This window comes from Alteromonas algae (assembly GCF_049117195.1).
In the GTDB taxonomy this organism is placed as follows: domain Bacteria; phylum Pseudomonadota; class Gammaproteobacteria; order Enterobacterales; family Alteromonadaceae; genus Alteromonas.
In genome coordinates this window covers 3,943,786-3,965,728 of the sequence record NZ_CP185260.1, presented here as the reverse complement: position 1 = coordinate 3,965,728, position 21,943 = coordinate 3,943,786, and the positions used below count along the sequence as shown (strand labels likewise).

General features: G+C 44.8%; 19 protein-coding genes and 2 pseudogenes. 17 read left to right on the top strand and 4 right to left on the bottom strand.

Translation table 11 applies throughout. From position 1 onward, the window contains the following. The first annotated feature begins 31 nt into the window (after positions 1-31). The 8 genes from atpF (at position 32) to ACOJRU_RS17560 (ending at position 7,330) form a co-directional block, all read left to right on the top strand. Positions 32-502: a F0F1 ATP synthase subunit B gene (atpF, locus tag ACOJRU_RS17595; protein ID WP_032095248.1), complete on the top strand. Its 471-nt coding sequence runs from the start codon at positions 32-34 to the stop codon at positions 500-502. A 14-nt stretch (positions 503-516) separates the two neighbouring features. Then, the gene (gene atpH, locus ACOJRU_RS17590; protein ID WP_421133012.1) at positions 517-1,050 is read left to right on the top strand and encodes a F0F1 ATP synthase subunit delta; all 534 of its coding nucleotides are present in this window, start codon (positions 517-519) and stop codon (positions 1,048-1,050) included. Between the two features lie 13 nt (positions 1,051-1,063). Next, positions 1,064-2,605: a F0F1 ATP synthase subunit alpha gene (gene atpA / locus ACOJRU_RS17585; RefSeq protein WP_421133011.1), complete on the top strand. Its 1,542-nt coding sequence runs from the start codon at positions 1,064-1,066 to the stop codon at positions 2,603-2,605. Between the two features lie 64 nt (positions 2,606-2,669). Beyond that, a complete protein-coding gene (gene atpG / locus ACOJRU_RS17580) occupies positions 2,670-3,530 on the top strand; it encodes a F0F1 ATP synthase subunit gamma (protein ID WP_421133010.1) in 861 nt (286 codons plus the stop codon). A 33-nt stretch (positions 3,531-3,563) separates the two neighbouring features. Next, a complete protein-coding gene (gene atpD / locus ACOJRU_RS17575) occupies positions 3,564-4,949 on the top strand; it encodes a F0F1 ATP synthase subunit beta (RefSeq protein ID WP_421133009.1) in 1,386 nt (461 codons plus the stop codon). A gap of 59 nt (positions 4,950-5,008) precedes the next feature. Then, the gene (locus ACOJRU_RS17570; protein ID WP_421133008.1) at positions 5,009-5,422 is read left to right on the top strand and encodes a F0F1 ATP synthase subunit epsilon; all 414 of its coding nucleotides are present in this window, start codon (positions 5,009-5,011) and stop codon (positions 5,420-5,422) included. 244 nt (positions 5,423-5,666) lie between these two features. Then, positions 5,667-6,647 carry a hypothetical protein gene (locus tag ACOJRU_RS17565; RefSeq protein WP_421133007.1) on the top strand — a complete coding sequence of 327 codons (981 nt, stop codon included), beginning with the start codon at positions 5,667-5,669 and terminating at the stop codon, positions 6,645-6,647. 83 nt (positions 6,648-6,730) lie between these two features. Further along, entirely contained in the window at positions 6,731-7,330 is a 600-nt protein-coding gene (locus ACOJRU_RS17560; RefSeq protein WP_421133006.1) for a glutathione S-transferase family protein, read from the top strand. On the opposite strand, the gene ACOJRU_RS17555 is transcribed toward ACOJRU_RS17560, so the two are convergent. Further along, a complete protein-coding gene (locus ACOJRU_RS17555) occupies positions 7,331-7,915 on the bottom strand; it encodes a tRNA-uridine aminocarboxypropyltransferase (RefSeq protein ID WP_421133005.1) in 585 nt (194 codons plus the stop codon). It abuts the gene before it with no gap. An 86-nt stretch (positions 7,916-8,001) separates the two neighbouring features. On the opposite strand from ACOJRU_RS17555, the gene ACOJRU_RS17550 reads away from it, so the two are divergent. The 3 genes from ACOJRU_RS17550 to ACOJRU_RS17540 all read left to right on the top strand — a co-directional run bounded on the left by ACOJRU_RS17550 (position 8,002) and on the right by ACOJRU_RS17540 (position 10,541). After that, positions 8,002-8,340: an MGMT family protein gene (locus ACOJRU_RS17550; RefSeq protein WP_421133004.1), complete on the top strand. Its 339-nt coding sequence runs from the start codon at positions 8,002-8,004 to the stop codon at positions 8,338-8,340. A gap of 59 nt (positions 8,341-8,399) precedes the next feature. Next, positions 8,400-9,581: an HD-GYP domain-containing protein gene (locus ACOJRU_RS17545; protein ID WP_421134800.1), complete on the top strand. Its 1,182-nt coding sequence runs from the start codon at positions 8,400-8,402 to the stop codon at positions 9,579-9,581. Positions 9,582-9,899: 318 nt separating this feature from the next. Continuing rightward, a complete protein-coding gene (locus ACOJRU_RS17540) occupies positions 9,900-10,541 on the top strand; it encodes an OmpA family protein (RefSeq protein WP_421133003.1) in 642 nt (213 codons plus the stop codon). A 60-nt stretch (positions 10,542-10,601) separates the two neighbouring features. Here ACOJRU_RS17540 and ACOJRU_RS17535 read toward each other — a convergent pair whose 3' ends face one another. The 3 genes from ACOJRU_RS17535 to ACOJRU_RS17525 form a co-directional block, all read right to left on the bottom strand. Further along, positions 10,602-11,072, bottom strand: a complete 471-nt coding sequence (locus tag ACOJRU_RS17535) for a nuclear transport factor 2 family protein (protein WP_421133002.1) — start codon at positions 11,070-11,072, stop codon at positions 10,602-10,604. Between the two features lie 98 nt (positions 11,073-11,170). Then, on the bottom strand, positions 11,171-12,139 hold the full coding sequence (locus tag ACOJRU_RS17530; RefSeq protein WP_421133001.1) for a LacI family DNA-binding transcriptional regulator: 969 nt from the start codon (positions 12,137-12,139) through the stop codon (positions 11,171-11,173). Between the two features lie 136 nt (positions 12,140-12,275). Further along, positions 12,276-13,463 (bottom strand): nitrate- and nitrite sensing domain-containing protein, encoded by a 1,188-nt coding sequence (locus ACOJRU_RS17525; protein WP_421133000.1) that lies wholly within the window; start codon positions 13,461-13,463, stop codon positions 12,276-12,278. Positions 13,464-14,040: 577 nt separating this feature from the next. Here ACOJRU_RS17525 and ACOJRU_RS17520 point away from each other — a divergent pair. The 6 genes and pseudogenes from ACOJRU_RS17520 to ACOJRU_RS17495 all read left to right on the top strand — a co-directional run. Beyond that, on the top strand, positions 14,041-14,904 hold the full coding sequence (locus tag ACOJRU_RS17520; RefSeq protein ID WP_100970827.1) for a formate/nitrite transporter family protein: 864 nt from the start codon (positions 14,041-14,043) through the stop codon (positions 14,902-14,904). Positions 14,905-14,907: 3 nt separating this feature from the next. Next, entirely contained in the window at positions 14,908-16,617 is a 1,710-nt protein-coding gene (locus tag ACOJRU_RS17515; protein ID WP_421132999.1) for a protein kinase domain-containing protein, read from the top strand. 306 nt (positions 16,618-16,923) lie between these two features. Then, positions 16,924-19,473 carry a nitrite reductase large subunit NirB gene (gene nirB / locus ACOJRU_RS17510; protein WP_421132998.1) on the top strand — a complete coding sequence of 850 codons (2,550 nt, stop codon included), beginning with the start codon at positions 16,924-16,926 and terminating at the stop codon, positions 19,471-19,473. Between the two features lie 9 nt (positions 19,474-19,482). Beyond that, a complete protein-coding gene (gene nirD, locus ACOJRU_RS17505; RefSeq protein ID WP_421132997.1) occupies positions 19,483-19,839 on the top strand; it encodes a nitrite reductase small subunit NirD in 357 nt (118 codons plus the stop codon). A gap of 23 nt (positions 19,840-19,862) precedes the next feature. Further along, positions 19,863-21,296: pseudogene (locus tag ACOJRU_RS17500) on the top strand (molybdopterin-dependent oxidoreductase); the annotation flags it as partial. Between the two features lie 405 nt (positions 21,297-21,701). Continuing rightward, positions 21,702-21,938, top strand: a pseudogene (locus ACOJRU_RS17495) (molybdopterin dinucleotide binding domain-containing protein); the annotation flags it as partial. Between the last annotated feature and the right edge of the window lie 5 nt (positions 21,939-21,943).

Genomic DNA, 21,943 nt, shown 5'->3' with positions numbered 1-21,943 from the left:
TTTTTAGCGAACTTTAAGAGGAGGGGCGATTGTGAATTTTAACGCCACTTTTATCGGTCAATTAATCGCCTTCGCTGTATTCGTTGTGTTCTGCATGAAATATGTATGGCCACCACTGATTGCAGCGATTGAAGAACGTCAGAAGAAAATAGCCGATGGGCTTGAAGCTTCTGAACGTGCAGAGAAAGACCTTGAACTTGCTCAAGCGAAAGCCACTGAGCAAATGAAAGATGCGAAAGCGCAAGCAGCTGAAATTATCGAGCAGGCCAAAAAGCGCGCCAACCAATTGGTTGACGAAGAAACGCAGAAAGGCCATGCAGAACGCGAAAAAATCATCGCGTCTGGTTATGCCGAAGTTGAAGCTGAACGCAATCGTGCCAAAGAAGATTTACGTAAGCAAGTTTCTGCATTAGCAGTAGCTGGCGCACAGCAAATCTTACAACGTGAAATCGATGCTAACGCACAAAACGACATTGTTGAAAAACTTGTCGCTGAGCTTTAAGAGGGAGATGAGCCATGTCTGAATTGACAACCGTTGCTCGCCCTTACGCTAAAGCCGCTTTCGATTTCGCCGTCGAGAAAGGCGTCATAGCTAAGTGGCAGGAAATGCTAACTTTTGCAGGCGCTGTTGCTGCTAACGATGATATGCACGAGTTATTAACTGGTGCGGTTGCAGCCGACACGCTCGCAGACATTTTTGTAAATGTCTGTGGTGAGCAGCTCGATGAGAATGGTCAAAATCTTATTAAAGTTTTGGCCGAGAATAAACGTTTAGCCGCGTTGCCTGAAATATCTGCGTTATTTGATGCTTTTAAAGCGGATTATGACAAAGAGATAGAAGTTGACGTAACGTCAGCCTCGGCGCTGACCGATGCACAACAATCAGAACTGATTGCGTCGTTGGAAAAACGTTTGGCACGTAAAGTGAAGCTTAATTGTAACGTGGACCCTGCCCTGATCGCTGGAATGGTAATAAATGCCGGTGATACAGTAATTGATGGTTCCGTAAAGTCGAAATTGAACCGTCTAGCAGACGCGTTGCAAGCATAACGGGGATAAGAGCATGCAACTTAATTCCACTGAAATTGCTGAACTGATCAAGAAAAGAATTGAACAGTTCAATGTAAGCAGTGAAGCACGCAATGAAGGTACTATCGTCGCAGTAACCGACGGTATTATCCGTATTCATGGCCTTGCCGATGTAATGCAAGGTGAAATGATTGAGCTTCCTGGAAGCCGCTACGCAATTGCACTAAACCTTGAGCGAGACTCAGTAGGTGCTGTTGTTATGGGTCCTTATGCGGACCTGAAAGAAGGCGATAAAGTACAATCTACAGGTCGTATTCTTGAAGTACCAGTAGGTACTGCACTACTAGGCCGTGTTGTAAACACGCTTGGTGAGCCAATTGATGGTAAAGGCGCAATTGAAGCAGCTGGTTTCGAACCAGTTGAAAAAATTGCACCAGGTGTAATCGAACGTCAATCAGTAGACCAGCCTATTCAAACTGGCTATAAGTCTGTTGATGCCATGATCCCAGTTGGTCGTGGTCAGCGTGAGCTTATCATCGGTGACCGTCAGTGCGGTAAGACAGCAATGGCTATCGATGCAATCATCAACCAAAAAGGTACAGGCATTAAATGCGTGTACGTAGCGGTTGGTCAGAAAGCATCTACTATTGCTAACGTAGTTCGTAAGTTAGAAGAACACGGTGCACTTGACCACACTATCGTGGTTGCTGCGTCAGCGTCTGAGTCTGCTGCACTACAATACCTTGCGCCATACTCTGGTTGTACTATGGGTGAATACTTCCGTGACCGCGGTGAAGATGCGCTAATCGTATATGATGATTTGTCAAAGCAAGCTGTTGCTTACCGTCAAATCTCATTGCTACTTAAGCGTCCACCAGGTCGTGAAGCTTACCCAGGTGATGTTTTCTATCTTCACTCACGCCTACTAGAACGTGCTGCACGTGTAAACGACCAGTACGTAGAGCGTTACACTAACGGTGAAGTAAAAGGTCAAACTGGTTCACTAACTGCGCTTCCAATTATCGAAACGCAAGCCGGTGACGTATCAGCATTCGTACCTACAAACGTAATCTCGATTACTGATGGTCAGATTTTCTTAGAAACTGACTTATTCAACGCAGGTATCCGTCCAGCGGTTAACGCTGGTATCTCGGTATCTCGTGTTGGTGGTGCTGCACAGACTAAAATCATCAAGAAACTTGGTGGTGGTATTCGTCTAGCGCTTGCTCAGTATCGTGAACTTGCGGCGTTCTCACAGTTTGCTTCTGATCTTGATGAAGCAACTCGTGAGCAACTAGAGCACGGTGAACGCGTTACAGAACTGATGAAGCAGAAGCAGTACGCTCCGCTTTCAATCGGTGATATGGGTGTTTCCCTGTTCGCGGTAGAAAAAGGTTTCCTTAAGGGTATCGAGCTAGACAAAATCCTAGATTTTGAAGCGGCACTTCATTCTTATATGAATAGCGAACACGCTGACCTTATGAAGACTATCAACGAAACAGGTAACTACAACGACGAGATTGCCTCTAAGTTGAATGACGCTTTAACGAAATTTAAAGCGACACAAACTTGGTAATCAATGCAGCCGGTGATGTGTAATCACACCACCGGCAATACGTTGAGTAATCGGAGAGATAGTCATGGCCAGCGGTAAAGAAATAAAAGGTAAGATTGGGAGTATCAAGAATACTCAAAAGATTACCAGTGCTATGGAAATGGTTGCTGCGTCTAAAATGAAAAAGGCGCAGGAACGTATGGCCTCTGGCCGTCCATACGCACAAAATATGCTTAAAGTGATTGGTCACATTGCTAACGGTAACCTTGAGTATCGCCATCCTTATTTGGAAGAGCGTGACGTCAAGCGTGTCGGTTACATTGTGGTTTCCACTGACCGAGGCTTATGTGGTGGCTTGAACACCAACGAATTTAAGCTCGTCGCTAAGGACGTCAAAAAATGGCGTGACCAAGGCGTAGAAGTGGATTTCGCTGCATTAGGTTCAAAGGCGTGCGGTTTCTTTAACCGTTTTGGTGGCACTTTGCTTGCTGCTGAATCGGGGTTAGGTGACAAGCCGTCTGTGAGTGATGTAGTAGGTGTAGTACGCGTTATGCTTAACGCATACGACGAAGGCAAATTAGACCGAGTTTTCTTGGTATTTAATGACTTCGTTAACACCATGACACAGACCCCTGTGATCAATCAGTTATTGCCTTTGCCAAAGTCGGAAGACGAAGAATATCAACATCGTTGGGATTATATCTACGAGCCGGATCCAAAAGAAATTTTGGAAAAATTGATGGTTCGTTACATTGAGTCTCAGGTGTATCAGGGTGTTGTTGAAAACGCGGCGTCAGAACAGGCTGCGAGAATGGTTGCGATGAAGGCAGCAACCGACAATGCCGGCAACCTCATTGATGAGTTGCAACTGGTGTACAACAAAGCGCGTCAAGCTGCAATCACACAAGAAATTAGTGAGATTGTTAGCGGTGCCGCAGCGGTGTAGGCAAAGGTTTAGAAAAGATAACGAGGACAAATTATGAGTCAAGGTAAGGTCGTCCAAATCATTGGCGCCGTTGTGGATATTGAGTTTCCACAAGATTCGGTACCAAGAGTGTATGACGCACTACGAGTTACTGAAGGTGACTTAACAGGGCTAACCCTGGAAGTGCAACAGCAATTAGGTGGTGGTGTAGTTCGTAGCATCGCACTAGGTACTACTGATGGTCTGCAACGCGGACTAAAAGTAGAAAATACCGGTGACCCAATTATGGTTCCAGTAGGTACGTCTACACTAGGTCGTATCATGGACGTATTGGGTAACCCAATCGACGAAGCAGGCCCAATTGGTGAAGAAGAGCGTATGTCTATTCACCGTGAAGCGCCTAGCTACGAAGATCAGTCTAGCTCGGTAGAACTACTGGAAACAGGTATCAAAGTAATCGACTTAGTTTGCCCATTCGCTAAGGGTGGTAAAGTAGGTTTATTCGGTGGTGCTGGTGTAGGTAAAACCGTAAACATGATGGAGCTTATCCGTAACATCGCAATCGAACACAGTGGTTTCTCTGTATTCGCTGGTGTTGGTGAGCGTACTCGTGAAGGTAACGATTTCTATCATGAAATGAACGAATCTAACGTACTTGATAAAGTATCGTTGGTTTACGGTCAGATGAATGAGCCTCCGGGTAACCGTCTGCGTGTAGCACTTACTGGTCTTACAATGGCAGAGAAGTTCCGTGACGAAGGTCGTGACGTTCTTTTCTTCGTTGATAACATCTACCGTTACACCCTAGCGGGTACTGAAGTATCAGCACTTCTTGGTCGTATGCCATCAGCAGTAGGTTATCAGCCTACATTGGCTGAAGAAATGGGTGTACTTCAAGAGCGTATTGCTTCAACGAAGACTGGCTCAATCACTTCAATCCAAGCGGTATACGTACCAGCGGATGACTTGACTGACCCGTCTCCAGCAACAACCTTTGCTCACTTGGATGCAACTGTTGTACTTTCACGTGATATCGCATCTTTGGGTATCTACCCAGCGGTTGACCCACTAGACTCAACGTCTCGTCAGCTTGACCCTCTTGTAATTGGTCAAGAGCACTATGACGTTGCACGTGGTGTTCAAACGGTTCTTCAGCGCTATAAAGAGTTGAAAGATATCATCGCGATCCTAGGTATGGACGAACTATCTGATGAAGACAAGCAAGTGGTAACACGTGCTCGTAAGATTCAACGTTTCCTATCTCAACCTTTCTTCGTAGCTGAAGTATTCACTGGTGCGCCAGGTAAATATGTTTCGCTAAAAGATACAATCAGTGGCTTTAAAGGCATTCTAGACGGTGAGTATGATCACCTTCCAGAGCAAGCCTTCTACATGGTTGGTTCAATCGAAGAAGCGCTAGAGAAAGCCAAGAAAGCATAATTGAGCGGCTGACAATAGTCAGCCCTTAACATGCTAACGTACCTAATCTGGAGGTTCACATGGCAATGACAGTACATTTGGACGTAGTAAGCGCAGAAAAACAAATTTTTTCTGGTCTTGTTGAGGCGATCCAAGTTACGGGTAGCGAAGGTGAATTGGGTATACACCCAGGACACGCGCCACTTATCTCTGCTATTAAACCTGGTATGGTGCGTTTGGTTAAACAGTTCGGTGAAGAAGAGTTAATCTACGTTGCTGGTGGTGTACTTGAAGTACAACCTGGTAGCGTCACCGTACTTGCTGACACCGCGGTTCGAGCTGAAGATCTTGACGAGCAGGCAGCAGAAGAAACCAAACGACGTGCTGAAGAGCACATATCCAACCCAGGCGCTGACTTTGATTACGCACAGGCAGCTAATGAGCTGGCTGAAGCAATCGCGCAACTTCGCCTTATTCAGAAGTTACGCAAATAAGCGAGCAGCTATAGAAAAAGCCCGCCTTTATCGGCGGGTTTTTTATTGTCTGATTGCCGTATGCTCAACGCAGATAATTACCCGACATAGCGTATTTCTTTACCTTTGAACCGCTGAGGTAATCAACAAGGTTGCATTTTCGTAATGCTTTAGCATATGGTAGCGAAATATTTTTAATACATGGTTTGCTTTTGTTAACGGATGATAACAGCAACCGATACTGGCCTATTAACGCGTATCATCAATGAAACTCTCTCCGTACAAGAAAGCGCGTAATAGTGCTGACATTGGATTCTATCCGCTTGTTACAACGCTTACGCTCTTATTGATACACTATTTTTCTGGTGCATTGGATTGGCCTGCCTATTCAGATGTAGACGCACAGAGAGACTTTAATTCTGCAATAGCAATGTCGGTGCTAACCGGCTACTTTTGGTTGTCACTGCGTATGCTGCATCAGAATGTCGCAAGCTGCCTTATTTCTTTACTCGTTAAATCCCATCAATTGGGGCAATTCTCTCACCATCGCGAAAGACTATCGGGCGAATTCACACACCATATATTTAATGCCTCTATTGTCTCGATTCTTATTACCGTGGTGTACTGTATTTTAGAGGGCCTCCTTTCCTCTACACAGGAGTTTCACGTACTTATGCTTACCGCATTAGCGGTACCTTTTTGGTTCTTCTCTATCCTTTACATCATGCAGGTTACGACTAACCTTAAATACTTAACTAAAGAACTATTGCCGCAGGCTGAAAGCGCGAAAGACTATATAACATCGCTTACTTCTTTAATTAGATTAGGGGTATCTAATGCCATACTTTCTATAGGAGGCTTAGCGTTAGCGCCTATTTTTTGGTTTAAAAAAGACGTGCCATCCTTAGATGTCTTCGTCGTGTGCATATTTAGTAGTAGCCTTCTCGTCTATTTGTTTCTACCAGTCGTTAAGTTACGCTTTAGGCTACACAGGGAGCGTAAAGCATTGATTAAGTCACTGGAGACGGATATCGCGTCTCGTATATCTAAGGCGGGTAACAGCAACGACCCAGCTTCACTGTCATCAATAGAGACATTAGAAAGCGAGCGAGAAGCGTTAGAAGGGTTATCGGTACAAATACTCACGTTTAGAGATAAACTTCAGATTGTTGCAAGCTTTAGTCTTATCCCATTATCTTGGTTTTTATTGGCTGTCTTTGAGTGGGTTATTGCCACACCATTTTAAAATCGTTTTGTGCGGGCTGTACGCATTGTCCCTGAAATCATACCAAGCTACTATGATGGTCTGTTATTTTTTGGTCAATAATTATGCGTATATACGGTGATAGGCGTTCGGGTAACTGCTATAAGCTTCAATTACTGTTGGCGCTTCTTGATAAGCACTATGACTGGGTTGATATAGATATTCTTGCCGGTGATACAAGAACTCCCTCATTTCTCGATAAGTCTCCAAATGGCAAAATCCCACTTCTCGAATTAGACGACGGACGGATCATCGCCGAATCCAACGCTATTATGCATTTTATAGGAAGTGGAAGCCCGCTTGTTCCCACGTCGCCTTATGAACTTGCAACGTTATTGCAGTGGCAGTTTTTCGAGCAGTATAGTCACGAACCGTATATCGCCGTTGCGCGTTACATCAATATTTACTTAGGTATGCCTGAAGATAGGAAAGATGAATTCCTTGCTAAACAAGCGCAAGGTTATCGAGCCCTAGCGGTAATGGAAGCTCAACTTAGCAAAACGCCTTTTTTAATCGGTCGCTACCTAACGCTTGCTGATATTTCTCTCTTTGCATACACACATGTTGCACATGAGGGAGGTTTTGACTTATCTGCCTACCCTGCAATTCGACAATGGTTATCGTTAATTAAAGCCCAGACTGGTTTTGTGGCGATGAACGTATAGTTATATTTTACGCAAATGTGGCGTTGGGCTTTGCCAAAATGATTGCATAGCTTCTTGTGCCTCATAAAGCGCAGAAACATCTACGTCAAATAGCGTATTCATTGTGTATGCCACCGCCTCAAGCGTCGAAACGCCGTTATCCATTTTTGTATGACGTATTCGATAGCGCGTTAATGGGGCCTCATCGAAATGATAAAAAGCGCAGGCTTTAAGCCAATTATGCTGTTCAATAATAGAGTAGGCTTGCTTCCAGCTACCGTCTATAACGACGATATGATTAATGGTTTGCCGTTCACTAACCGGTAGTGTCTCAATCGGTCGGCTTAAATCATTTGGGTAAATAATGGCGCAGCGATTCGCACACAGTTTGTTTTGTAACTGTGTCATTGCATCGCTGTTGCTAGTAACAATGATATTGGTTTTATCTGGCGCACAGAGCGATATGAGGCGCGCCGTGTTCTTGGCATGTGTGACTTCCCTTTTGTGTTGTAAAATCGTCAAGGTAATAGGGAAATGGACCGTTGAAATATGGCCGCATACACAGGTTTTCACCGGATACTGACAAATGTTACAGTACGCTCTCACTTATCATCCTTTTAAAATATGCACCACGTGTGTTGATCATAACCTCTATTGTCTCGTTACATAACTAGTTTGTTTGAGAAAAATATATGTCAGATAGCGCTTTAAACCAAAAGGTTTCAACGATTCTTAGAATGGTTCCTGAAGGGCATGTGGTCAGTTATGGGTTGCTTGCTGACTTGTGTGGATTACCCGGCCGCGCAAGATTAATGGGTAAATGCTTAACCACAATTACGACCCCGATTGCATGGCACCGTGTGGTCAGGTCTGATGGTAAAATAGCCTTCCCGCCAGGGTCTGAAAAAGCAAATGAGCAACGTGAAAAACTCGTGTTAGAAGGGGTTGTAGTAACGAACTTCAAAGTTAATATTAAGCGTTATCTATGGCAGCCGGATTTTTACACTGGATTGGTAAAATTGCCGTATTAAGCGCATACTGCAACTTAGTCGATTTTTTAACCCGCAACATTACAAGTAGTGGTCACTCGATGTTAAAGAAAGTCAGCATAGAACATCTTAAAGTAGACATGTACGTCCATGAGATTGCAGAACACAAAGGGGCTATTTCAATAAAAACGAAAGGCCGTGTGACCTCGCAGGCTATTATCACCGCGTTAAAAAAGAAGGGCGTAAAGTCAGTGATAATAGACACTGAGAAAGCGTTTTCCGACAAAGACAATACCCAATCTGCTTTAGACGTCGAAATCGACGGTATAAAAAAAGTGAAAGCCACTTCATTAATTGATGAGCTGACCCGCGCCACTGAACTTCACAAAGAAGGAAAGCAAATACAGGCTGATTTGCTCGAGAGCGTTGCGACGCAAACCTCGCTTGATATAGACATTCCGAAGGTGTTCACACAAAAACTAGTGGCATCGATACACCGAAATCCTAATGCACTTCTTTGCCTCACAAAGATGCAGGAGAAAGATGATTATCTTCTTGAGCATTCCCTAAATGTCGCCATTATCCTGGCAAATTTTGCCAAATATTTAGGGTTAAGCGAGCAGAAAATCGATGAGCTAGCGCATGCCGCTTTTTTACATGATATCGGGAAAATAAAAGTAGAAGATGCCATTCTTCACAAACCTGGGCGGCTTACACCAGAAGAAATGGAAGAAATGAAACGGCATGTTGAATACGGTGTCGATTATCTTCGCGGGGAAAGCATTCCTGAGAACTTAGTCACTATTGTTGGAGAGCATCATGAGAGACTTGATGGGTTAGGCTACCCACAAGGTAAGAAAGGTGATGAGATAAGCACAGAGGGGCGTATGCTAGCAATTGCTGACATGTATGATGCGCTTACCGCCGAACGGGTCTACAAACCTGGGCTATCAAGCCAAAAAACCTTTTCTATTTTACTTGCCGACGCACCGAGCCGTCTTGATGTAACGCTAGTCCAACGCTTTATTCAATGTATGGGCGTATATCCGGTAGGCAGTTTAGTACTGTTATCTAATGAACGAATTGCTATGGTAATGGATCAAACAGCTTCGCCGCTAAAACCCAAAGTAAAAGTATTTTACTCGGTTCGAAACAGCCATTTCTTGCCGCCTAAAGACATTGATTTGAGTTCAGACAATTCATTGAGCGTAATGAAAGCCGTTTTGGCGATCGACTATAATATAGATGTTAAAGGCTTCTTCGAGCGCTCGGTAGCGGTATAACGTTAACGGTGCTGTAGCTTATTAGGTACATAAAATAGGTTCTGCATCCTGTATTCTTTACAAAGAGTGCTACAGATCTGCAAAAAATAACGTCCTTACCCTCTTTATGATTATTAACACGCTGCCCATCGCTGTTTAGCCTACGTTCATATTTCCCCCTCTATACTGCACGTTATAGAAGCATTAAGCACGAGCGGAGACTATCGCATTACTGCTGACACACATTATGGAACGCTATTTGCTGCGTACCCACTAAGCGATTGCGCTTTTATTTACTTTTAAACGCGCTACACACTCAGGTTATACATCGAGGACGTTATGAAAAAATTATTTACTGTAGGGCTTATCGCTGCATCACTTTCTGTTGCAGGTTGTGCTAACGATCCAAACAATACACAAAAAGGCGCAGCAATAGGCGCTGTTGTAGGTGCATTGCTAGGCAAAGCGACGGGTGACAATGACAAAAGCCGTTATGCTTGGGGTGCTGCAGTAGGTGCTATTGCGGGTGGTGCAATAGGTAATTACATGGATAAGCAAGAAGAAGAACTAAGAAGTGAGTTGTCAGACACGGGTGTGCAGGTAGTACGTGAAGGTGACAATCTAAGGCTTATCATGCCAGGTGACATCACCTTCGCAACTGATAGCTCTAGCATCAGTCCTAACTTTAACCCTGTTCTTCAAGATGTTGCAAAGGTTGTGAACAACTACGAGAAGACGGTATTGATGATTAAAGGGCACACCGATGATGTGGGTGCAGAGCAATATAATCAATCGTTATCTGAGCGCAGAGCAAGTGCGGTAAAAAATATATTGGTGAACTTTTCGGTAAACTCTACGCGGATCACCACCGTGGGTATGGGGGAGTACTCTCCGAAAGTGCCTAACGATAGTGCGGCAAATCGTTCAATGAATCGCCGCGTTGAAATGGAAATTCAACCGTTAACGGCATCAAATACCTAAGCGTTTTTATCCATCCATTTGTGCTAAGCCATTTTAAGTGGCTTAGCACACTTACTGTCGTTAATTAGGTTTTAACGCTTTGATTTGATTGGCTACATCACTTGCTATTGCATTCGGGATGGGAAGAGTGAGGTGATACTGGCTGACTTTCCATAGTGCCCCTACTTTTATCAGTACGCCAGTACCTCTTGTTTCCCCTAGCTTTTCGTTATCCAACAGTTCATCAAACCACGCCACGTTCTCGTCTGGCGAAAAATAGACGTTTCTATCACGAGGTAGGTAAGTCCAGCCTGTACCTTTATCAAAGTGCGGCTTTGCGTAGGCTTTAAAGGCCTCAACCGTCCAAACTTCGCCAGCGTCAGTGCCTATAAACGTTGCGCCGGGGGCATAAAGCGAGAAGTACCCTTCATAATCTGCGGTTGATGCTCGCTCATGTAGTGCATCTAATACCTTATTAATTTGGTGTTTATTATCTGCTGCATTAACTAATGAAGTAGTGATAAGTAAAATAATAGAAATAATAAATCGCATCTGTTTATGCCTGTAATAAGTCGCTCGGTTAAATCATACCCTGTTCTACGGGCAAAACGCCGATATTTTTTGTTATGTAGAGCATTGCACTGCATCTTCTACGAAAAAGGCGCAACCGTTCCATAGTCGTGAATAATGGGTGTAGGCTCAATCGTGGCATCCTCATTTTCCGTTAACTCGTAAGCTACTGATAAGCTCTTACAGGCTAAGGCTTTTGCTATATCAAGCGTTGAGTATTCCACAGAAGATACAGGCTTGTCTGTTGGCGTGTAGGAATACGCCACCGGTGCATTTGGAGCGTGTGCGACCATTATCGATAAATCGTCTGGTAACTCCATTCCCAGCTCTTTTGCACTGCTTGCCACTGACGCTGCTAATAATGCGTTAGAACAAATTACGGCTGAGAAGGTTTGTTCTAGCGCCAGTAAGTCTAAGAGAGGCTCAGAGGTCGTGTCACTACCAGCTTGAATTACCATTGAACCCGAAAACAGCGATAATGTGTCATCACATGCTATCGACTTATCGTCGTATAACAGCGCTATTTCGGTATGCCCCTCGCTTACAAGAAATGCATGTGCACGCTGTAGAACGCGATTGAAAGATGCAATAACCCCTGTCTTATTGTTATCGGTACCTGTTGTATCAAGTACTACCACTGGCTTACTTTTATTGTTTAAATGTTGCGCGTTAGGTGCAATGGTGCTTACAACAATTGCGTCGCAGCCTTGTGACAACAAGAATGCAATAGCGTCATTTTCTGACTCTTCGGTATCATGCGAGAATGCAACTACGCAGTGTTTCTGATGTTTGCGTAATATGCGTTCGAACGAAAATAATAGATGCGAAGCAAATACCATATTGGTATTTGGCAGCACGATGCCGATAGCATTAGTATATTTTGAGGCTAATGCACGAGCAATATGGCTAGGTGCGTACTGTAATTCGTCGGCGGCTCTTTTGACTTTCTCAGCCATAATTGGATTGACTGATCCTTTGCCATTGAGCACGCGGGAAACCGTAGATAACGATACACCTGCTTGTTTTGCTACTTCGTAAATAGTCGCCATTACACAGCCTTTTATGTTTGTAAGTACTTACTTTTAAATGGTCGGTACATATAAGTATATCGTTAGATTAACGATATGGGAAAGCGCTTCCTAGAGGCGATACTAACGCTTTTCTCAAACCCTTAATATTCAAAAGTTAGCTGGCGTTGGCCACAATACGGTGTGCGAGCTCGGCGATGCGGATATTGTTATCCATTGCAGCCGATTGCAGCTTTTTATATGCCTGATTTTCACTTAATTTACTGTGTTGCATTAGTAGTAATTTAGCTCTATCTATTACCCTTTGCTCATTCAATGCTTGTTTAGCGCCATTAAGCTCACTGGTGATATCGTGAATCCGCTGTGCTTGCTCTCGAATCAAATCGTAAAACGACTTGTGTGCAGAAAGCGATGAAGGTGGTAGTCCCTCGATTGTATCGTCATCGCCTATGGATAGCCCTTTAACGGTTTCATCGAAAATCATCGAAATTGGTGCCCCTTCGACGGGAGGAGTACTGTTTAACGACGCGACTAGTTGTTCATTATTTCGAAGCTCTTCTTCCGCCTCACTTATCCTCTGCGCCGCTCGTTCAATTAGTCTATCGGTAATGTGTTCTTCAATATCCCGCATATCATCAATGCGTAATGTCGCGATATCGTACCAAATCTCACTCAGTGAAGCGGTGCATGAATCACTATCGTCAAGCGCACAAATCATCTTACGGAGTCGTTTCAGGTGCCGCGTGTGTTCACTGTCTAGTTGTTGTTGCCACATAGACAGTTCTGTTGCGTCTGCAAATTTAGTAAAAGTATCGAAAGCATTGTCTTGAGAATCAGTCAGTGCAGTAATGCGGTCGCACAAGGAAGATTGAAAGTGTTGAGACGAGAACCCGATAGCTCCACATGCCCGCTCTTGACCTGCGAACTCTTTGCCCTGAATGAAATTGAAAAGCGCAACGAGAAGCGCTGTAATAGCGGGATCACTAGCCACATCTGCGGCTTCAAAAATCACATCAATCAACGCGGCAATTAGGCGGCAAAAGGCATTGGTCGATTCGGTTGATGTGAGTTGCTGCAGCGCCACTTTGCTGCGCAAATCCTTAAGGTTGTCCATACCTTGCAACGCAAATGTAATGGTAGTAACCAATCGCATGGTAAGTCCATTATCAGAATTAGATAGGTATAAAGCGTTAAGCAAGCTACGAAGTGTTTTCTCACTCTTCTCACTTGCGGTTTCTTGTTGTGCCCTTTGAGTGGCAAAACGTTCGCCTCGAGAACATAGAAATACATTGCTCATACCGCGCTCGCGCTGCAGTTGATGAATCATCTCCGTTACCGCTTTCACTATTTTGCAATTTGATGATAAGTGTCGCAGTGCCTGTATTTCTTGATGCTTGGCTAATAAAAAAAACCGCTTTGTGATATCGCTATGATGGCCCATCGTGAAGTATCCAGAAAAAAGATACATAGGATAAGCAAATGTTGTTCCCTTCAATCAAACTGCAACGGATTCACATCGATATACCCGATGTAAGCAGCTGGGCGCCACTATTTACTACTTTGATCAAAAATAATGGACTGATCACAAAAGCAAGCAAACGGATTGCACTACATCATGCTCCAAATTAGTGCGCTTTTTCTCGAGACAGGTGCAAACGATGGGGGGATATCGAACACGTTTATTCTTACCGTTGAGTAATTATCTGTTATAGAAGAGAATTTCATTTAAAGTTTTGCGCCTCAATATTGGCATCAATATTGTTTCACTTTTTATGAACAATGCAGATTGTTTAAGAACAATATTCGGATAAAGGCGTCCGCAACTTATTTTTTAGGAAATAAGAGCGGGCGCTTTTTTGTGCCTGAAATTTAGGTAAAGAATGTTTCTAAGGAATTAATATCAATAGAAAAGGTGATCAAACATGGCGTATTTACTTCCTTCTGAATTTGCAACCAAGATGGTTGATGCTGGCGAATCCAAAATATATATGTCTACTCGCGACACATTAATTCGCGCTTTTATGGCGGGGGCCATTTTGGCGTTGGCCGCGGTTTTTGCAATAACCATCGCGGTTCAAACCGGGGTGTTTTTAATTGGTGCAATACTCTTTCCTGTTGGTTTTTGTATGCTGTACCTCATGGGGTTTGACCTACTTACCGGTGTTTTTGTGCTTACTCCACTAGCCTGGTTGGCAAAACGACCTGGCGTGACATGGCCGCAAATTCTCCGCAATTGGGGCTTAGTGTTTTTAGGGAATTTTGCAGGTGCGCTGAGCGTGGCATTTATGATGTCGTTTGTATTTACTATGGGCTACAACATTGATGGCGGTGCTATAGCTGCTAAGGTAGCGGGTATCGGTGAGGCGAGAACGCTAGGATATGCAGAGCATGGCGTTGCTGGCTGGTTTTCTATTTTTATTCGCGGCATGTTGTGTAACTGGATGGTATCGCTTGGTGTTGTTGGTGCAATGATATCTACTCACGTAAGCGGTAAAGTGTTGGCTATGTGGATGCCTATCATGCTGTTCTTCTTTATGGGGTTTGAGCATTCGGTGGTTAACATGTTCTTGTTTCCGTTCGGCTTAATTATGGGTGGCGAGTTCTCTGTGATGGATTACTTTATTTGGAATGAAATTCCTACCGCGCTGGGTAATTTAGTGGGAGGCTTAGCGTTTACTGGTTTGACTATTTATTCTACCCATGTGCGTACTGCCCCTAAACGCGTTATTGCTACAGGTGCTAGCAACAAAACGGTGCTTGCAGCAAAAGTGAATGACAAAGTATAAGCCGTGATCACCTTTCGTCATGGTGCCTTTTCGAATAAAGGCACAAAACCGATTAATCAGGACCACCATTGTGTGGTGGTGCCTGATTTTTCGCCATCGGCAAATTTCGATGCAATCGCTGTTGTGTCTGATGGAATAAGTAGTAGTCAGGTTAGTCAGTATGCAAGTAACTTCGCCGTTGAAACGTTCGCTCGTGAATTCTCACGAACAAGCAGTGTGTGGTCTTTGTCGAGGGCGGCACAACATGTACTGCGTACCATAAACACCGAGCTTTACATAAAAAACCAACAAAGCCCTTATTTTGAAAACCTTGATAAAGGCTATGTCTGTACCTTTAGTGCAGTTATTTTGAAAGGGAAGTCTGCGGTGTTACTGCATTGTGGTGATAGCAGCATCTATCACGTACACCGCGGTGAAGTCACGCTTTGCACCCGCCAACATCGAGAAGCCGGCGATAGTAACAATACTTATTTAAGCAATGCCCTCGGTATTCGGCCTAACTTAAGCATTGATATGGCCATCCGAACGCTTGCGCCTAGCGATATATTTGTATTAATGACAGATGGCATTGCGGATACCTTGTCGCCAAAAACATGGTACGCAATACATCAGCATAATACGCCTAGTATCGACTTGAGCGCACAACATATAGCGCAAGCAGCACTGAATGCAGATTGTGATGATAACGTCACTGTAGTGCTGCTTGAGGTACTATCCATTGCTAAGGAAGAGAAAGTACATTATGCCTCAAATGGCTTCCTTCCTTTTTTAGATACACCCAAATCAAACGATGTCATAGACGATTGGACAATACAGCGGCAGTTATATACCAGTGAACGCAGCCTGGTTTTTCTTGCTAAGCATAACCTCCACAATCATCAGGCAGTGTTAAAAATTCCTGCAAAGTCGATGCACGATAACGAAAGCTTTTTAGATGAAATGGTGAAAGAAGAGTGGATTGGTGCGCGGGTACAACATGACAATGTCCTTAAAAATTACACGTCCCCTTTTTTACGACATTACTTTTATATTGCCATGGCGTACACACCTGGAATAAGTTTACGCCAATATCGAGACGACGTTGGTAGTGTCTCTCTTTCTGAGGTTCGAGACTGGAGTGCGCAAATCGTTAGTGGCTTAACGGCACTGCATCGGCAAGACGTGCTTCATCAAGATATTAAACCGGATAACATCATGGTTGATGAAAACGGTAAAATTACACTGGTAGACTTTGGTGCCGCGAGCATAGCGGGTTATCATGTTTCGCAAAGTGATGTGCAGCATGCCGTTCCTGGCGATCTATTGTTCACCGCTCCGGAATACTTTGTAGGGCTGTGGCCTGATGAAAGCGCAGATCAATTTTCTCTAGCAGTGGTCTTATATTTTTTATTAAGTGGCGAGTACCCCTTTAACAGTAACGTTGCCAAGAAGAGCAACTACGCAGGATTACTTAAATTGCGCTATATCAGCTTGCTACAACGCAACGTTGCTGTCCCTATGTGGGTTGACGAAGCGCTGAAACGGGCTTGTCACCCTAAAGCGTCGAAACGCTATCCGAGCTTGTCTGAATTTCTGTACGACTTAAATCACCCTAATCCGTCTTACCGTAAAAGTTTGCCCCTGATGGAGCAACATCCAGTGCGGGCATGGCAAACCGTGTCTGGCGTATTGCTGGTATTGCTCATTGTTATGTTCGTTGTTCATTATACTTAGCGAGCGGCACTAGCTACGTTAAGGCAGTGAGTTATTCAGTACTACGGTAATGCACCATAAATTATCTTTTTTGCTTTCTAATGGTGCGATATCACTGGGGCTACACCAAAGCTATGTGGCTAAGTCTTTGTAATATAGTGATGAAAAGCATTGGCACTATACTTGTATTATTATTTTCATAGTCTCGACTAGGTACCTAGGTATCATCGAGTAACAACACAATTAATACTGTACTTAATCAGGCAATGAAGCCCGCAACCAGGAATGGTTGCGGGCTTTTTTTTGCTTTAAATAAAGGTGAACGAGATGACGCTTTCCTCACAGCAGCAACAACGCATAGTGATAATTGGCAACGGTATGGTTGGCCACCACTTTGTTGAGCAACTTATAAACAGCAAAGCCGACTACCATATCACTGTGTTAAGTGGAGAGGGCCGGTTAGCTTACGATCGTGTTTACTTATCGTCGTACTTTACGGGTAAAACCGCAGCCGATTTAGCACTTACCGACGAAAAAACGTATCAGCAGTGGGGGGTGAACGCAGTTACCGGTGCGTGGGTAACTAATATTGATCGTTCCCATCAAGTTGTGACAACTAAAGACGGTACTTCATATCCCTACGATAAACTCGTGCTGGCGACAGGTTCTTACCCTTTTGTGCCTCCTATTCCTGGCAACGAGCAAGAACATTGTTTGGTGTATCGCACCATTGAAGATCTTGAATCTATCAGTGCCTCTGCAGCACAAAGTAAAATAGGCGTTGTTGTGGGAGGTGGTCTACTTGGGCTTGAAGCAGCAAACGCGCTTAAATCTGCAGGCCTAGAAACACATGTGGTTGAATTTGCACCACAGTTAATGGCGGTGCAGCTTGATGCAATGGGAGGCACACTGCTTAAAGATAAAATTGAAGCGCTCGGCGTACAAGTACATACACAAAAAGCCACGGAAGTTATCGAGGCTGGCGAGCAGTGCCGCTACCGAATGAAATTTTCTGATGGTTCACACCTTGAGACCGATATGGTGTTATTTTCTGCCGGTATACGACCTAGTGATCAGTTAGCCCGTGAATTTGATTTAGTAGTGGGTGAACGCGGCGGTATCGTTATCGATAATCAATGTATAACCTCCGATCCTAACGTGTACGCGATTGGTGAATGCGCATTGTGGGAAAATCGTATTTACGGCTTAGTAGCTCCAGGGTACGCCATGGCTCGCGCCGCCGCTGCAAGTCTTACTAATAGTGAGGGCGAATTTGCAGGTGCGGATATGAGCACCAAGCTCAAGCTAATGGGTGTTGAAGTGGGGTCTATTGGCGATGCTCACGGCAAAACCCCAGGGGCGTTGGTATACACCTACCACGACCAACCTGCAGGCGTGTACAAAAAGCTGGTTGTAGATGAAACCAAAACCCAAGTAATAGGTGCGGTGCTTATCGGCGATACCAGCGATTACGATACCTTGTTGCAATATACCCTAAACAACATTGCGCTGCCCGACGCGCCAGAGGCACTGATATTACCTTCCTCAGGGGAAAAGCCCTTGTTAGGGGCCGATGCCCTTGGCGATAGCGCCACTATTTGTTCATGTCACAACGTATCTAAAGGCGATATTGTCGAGGCTATCGAAAGCGGCAGTTGCTCTTTAGGCGATATAAAGTCGTGCACAAAAGCGAGTACGGGCTGCGGAGGATGTTCGGCATTACTTAAAAACGTTGTCGATGCCGAACTAGAGAAACGGGGCGTAGAAGTATCTAAAGCCATTTGCGAACATTTCAATCACACTCGCCAAGAGCTCTATCACCTTATTCAAGTAGAAAATGTTGAGACGTTTGACGAGCTGCTTGAGAAGCATGGTAAAGGGTTGGGCTGCGAAATTTGTAAACCGGCCGCAGCATCGATATTTGCGTCGGTATGGAACGATTATATTCTCCGTCAGGCGCATCAGCCACTTCAAGACACTAACGATATGTATTTGGGCAACATGCAAAAAGACGGCACTTACTCTGTTGTGCCGCGGGTAGCTGGTGGTGAAATTACTCCAGATAAGCTCATTTTATTGGGCGAAGTTGCAAAAGAATACAACCTTTACACCAAAATTACAGGCGGTCAGCGCGTTGATTTATTTGGCGCACGCGTAGAGCAACTCCCTGCAATTTGGCAAAAATTAGTGGCCGGTGGTTTTGAGACCGGACATGCCTATGCGAAGTCGTTACGTACAGTTAAATCTTGTGTGGGCAGCACGTGGTGTAGGTTTGGTGTGCAAGACTCAGTTGGCCAAGCTATCGATTTAGAAAACCGCTATAAGGGCCTACGTGCACCGCATAAAATTAAATTTGGAGTATCGGGATGTACACGTGAATGCGCAGAGGCTCAAGGGAAAGACATTGGCATTATTGCAACGGAAAACGGTTGGAACCTTTACGTCTGCGGTAATGGTGGCATGAAGCCACGCCATGCCGACCTATTCGCCACCGATTTAGATGACGCAACACTGGTGAAATATATCGACCGCGTGCTGATGTTTTACACAAAAACTGCCGATCGGCTTCAGCGCACCTCGGTGTGGATGGAGAACCTTGAAGGTGGATTGGACTACCTGAAGTCGGTGGTTATCGACGATTCGCTTGGTATTTGTGACGACCTTGAGGCTCAAATGCAACATATCACCGACAGCTATCAGTGCGAATGGAAAACCACCATTGAATCGCCTGAGGCGCTTAAACGGTTCCGCCAGTTTGTAAACAGCGACGAAGCCGACTCAAACATTCAGTTTGTTACCGAAAGAGATCAAATTCGTCCTGCCACCAGCGCCGAAAAATACGCAGGTCAACAAGCCATTCCAGTAGATATCATTTAGGAGAAATTTATGCAGGCTCAGGCTGAGGTATTAACAACGTGGAACGATGTGTGTCATACCGACGATCTTGTCACAAATAGTGGTGTGTGTGTGTTGCTTGAGGGCAAGCAAATCGCTCTTTTTAAAATTCACATAGAAGGCAATACTCAGTATTTTGGTGTTAGCAATTGGGATCCGATTGGGCAAGCTAATGTTTTGTATCGCGGTATTGTGGGCACTTTACAAGGCAATATTGTAGTGGCATCACCGCTTTACAAAGAGCATTACGTACTTGCCACGGGGCAATGCCTAGAACGGGACGATGTCAGCATACAATCATATGAAATACGGGTAGATCAAAACCGTGTTTTAATCGCATCGTTATAGCACATTAGCCAATCAGATTGATTATGACTACAACACCTACACCAACGTCACCCAACCACGCTTGTCAAGACGACAGGTTGCTGCAAACTACCTGTCCGTACTGTGGCGTTGGTTGTGGCGTCGATGTTATTCAGCGTGGTGGTATGCAAGGGCAGTTAAGCCAACTTACGGGAAGTCCTGAACACCCTGCAAATTACGGTCGACTCTGTATTAAAGGCACCCACTTATTAGAAACCCTTGATAAGCACAAGCGCTTAACTCAACCTGTTGTTTTTGGTCAAGTTGCGACTTGGGACACGGCAACCAAGGAGATTGCTGGGCGTTTAACACAGATTATTGAGCAGCATGGGCCTGATGCTATTGGATTGTATGGTTCGGGTCAGTTACTGACAGAAGATTACTACGTGGCCAATAAGTTGATGAAAGGCTTTATTGGCACGGCGAATATCGATACGAATTCGAGATTGTGCATGTCATCGGCGGTAGTGGCCTATAAGCGCGCCTTTGGCGAAGATATTGTGCCTTGTAACTACGACGATTTAGAGCACACTGACTTACTGATTTTGATAGGCAGTAATGCGGCGTGGACCCACCCCGTGCTTTACCAGCGTATTGAGCGCGCTAAACTTAGAAACCCTGCAATGAAGGTGGTAATTATCGACCCTCGTCGCACCGACAGCAACACGCTAGCAGACTTACATATAGCCCTTCGGCCAGGCTCAGACAGTGCCTTATTTTGCGGTTTGCTTAATTACCTAGCAGACAATAACGCCTTAGATAAACCATTTATTGAGGCATCTACAAATGGGTTTGATTATGCACTAAAAGCAGCGTCATCCTGGTCTCTGGAAGCCGTATCTGAAGCTTGTGATGTGCCACAAGAGTATTTAAATACTCTGTACAATTGGTTTGTTGAATTACCGCGCGTCATTAGCTTCTTTTCGATGGGAATTAATCAATCTACCACTGGTGTTGATAAAGGAAACGCTATTATAAACTGCCACTTAGCCAGCGGGAAAATAGGCCGAGAGGGATGTGGCCCGTTTTCAATTACCGGCCAACCCAACGCTATGGGCGGGCGAGAAGTAGGTGGTTTATCGACTATGCTAGCGGCGCATATGGATATTGACGACCCTGAGCATCACCAAACGGTAAGTACGTTTTGGCAGGCGCCAAATTTAATTACCAAACCAGGTTTAAAAGCCGTCGATATGTTTCAAGCCGCTGCCGATGGCAAGCTTAAATGCTTGTGGATAATGGCAACTAACCCCGTTGCAAGCATGCCAAACAGAGCTCTAGTTGAAAAGGCGCTGGCCAATTGCGAATTAGTGATTGTGTCTGAGACTGCGGCTAAGAATGATACGCTGCGCTTTGCCGATATTGTATTGCCTGCTACGGGGTGGTCTGAAAAAAACGGCACCGTAACTAATTCTGAGCGACGCATCTCCAGGCAGCGCGGCTTACTAGCCCCTATTGGCGAGGCAAAACACGACTGGCAAATCATCAGTATGGTGGCGCGCGCTATGGGGTTTGAAGATGCCTTTAATTATCATCATCCGCAGCAAATTTTTAACGAGCACTGCGCGCTAACCTCTGCAAATAATAATGGCGCTCGTGCGCTTGATTTAGGCCCGCTTGCCAATTTAACGATAGCTGAGTATGACGCATTACGGCCCCAACAATGGCCTCTTGAATCTGCACATCGCATAGGTCGTGAACGATTATTTGCAAATGGTGAGTATTACACCAAAGACGGTAAAGCCCATTTTATAGCAATAACGCCCCAAAAGCCTGAACAACAAACCTGCAAGCAGTATCCTTTTATTCTTAATACAGGGCGAGTGCGCGATCAGTGGCATACCATGACACGCACTGGCAACGCGTCGCGTTTGCTCAAACATATCGACCGGCCATGGCTCAGCATTCATCCAGATGACGCAAAACTAAAAGGTATTAGCGAGGGTTCACTTGTTGAGTTACACGCGGCTTGCAGTGGCGATATCAAGGTTATATTGCCTGCTAAACTTGACGATAGGCAGCGAACTGGCGAGCTGTTCGCCCCTTTTCATTGGTCAGCAACATGGGGATCGCATTGCAAAGTGGG

What these genes read in the sequence shown, in the direction of transcription:
- atpH (WP_421133012.1), top strand. Translation starts at nt 517, where the DNA reads ATGTCTGAATTGACAACCGTTGCTCGCCCTTACGCTAAAGCCGCTTTC.
- atpA (WP_421133011.1), top strand. Translation starts at nt 1,064, where the DNA reads ATGCAACTTAATTCCACTGAAATTGCTGAACTGATCAAGAAAAGAATT.
- atpG (WP_421133010.1), top strand. Translation starts at nt 2,670, where the DNA reads ATGGCCAGCGGTAAAGAAATAAAAGGTAAGATTGGGAGTATCAAGAAT.
- atpD (WP_421133009.1), top strand. Translation starts at nt 3,564, where the DNA reads ATGAGTCAAGGTAAGGTCGTCCAAATCATTGGCGCCGTTGTGGATATT.
- ACOJRU_RS17570 (WP_421133008.1), top strand. Translation starts at nt 5,009, where the DNA reads ATGGCAATGACAGTACATTTGGACGTAGTAAGCGCAGAAAAACAAATT.
- ACOJRU_RS17565 (WP_421133007.1), top strand. Translation starts at nt 5,667, where the DNA reads ATGAAACTCTCTCCGTACAAGAAAGCGCGTAATAGTGCTGACATTGGA.
- ACOJRU_RS17560 (WP_421133006.1), top strand. Translation starts at nt 6,731, where the DNA reads ATGCGTATATACGGTGATAGGCGTTCGGGTAACTGCTATAAGCTTCAA.
- ACOJRU_RS17550 (WP_421133004.1), top strand. Translation starts at nt 8,002, where the DNA reads ATGTCAGATAGCGCTTTAAACCAAAAGGTTTCAACGATTCTTAGAATG.
- ACOJRU_RS17545 (WP_421134800.1), top strand. Translation starts at nt 8,400, where the DNA reads ATGTTAAAGAAAGTCAGCATAGAACATCTTAAAGTAGACATGTACGTC.
- ACOJRU_RS17540 (WP_421133003.1), top strand. Translation starts at nt 9,900, where the DNA reads ATGAAAAAATTATTTACTGTAGGGCTTATCGCTGCATCACTTTCTGTT.
- ACOJRU_RS17535 (WP_421133002.1), bottom strand. Translation starts at nt 11,072, where the DNA reads ATGCGATTTATTATTTCTATTATTTTACTTATCACTACTTCATTAGTT.
- ACOJRU_RS17530 (WP_421133001.1), bottom strand. Translation starts at nt 12,139, where the DNA reads ATGGCGACTATTTACGAAGTAGCAAAACAAGCAGGTGTATCGTTATCT.
- ACOJRU_RS17520 (WP_100970827.1), top strand. Translation starts at nt 14,041, where the DNA reads ATGGCGTATTTACTTCCTTCTGAATTTGCAACCAAGATGGTTGATGCT.
- nirB (WP_421132998.1), top strand. Translation starts at nt 16,924, where the DNA reads ATGACGCTTTCCTCACAGCAGCAACAACGCATAGTGATAATTGGCAAC.
- nirD (WP_421132997.1), top strand. Translation starts at nt 19,483, where the DNA reads ATGCAGGCTCAGGCTGAGGTATTAACAACGTGGAACGATGTGTGTCAT.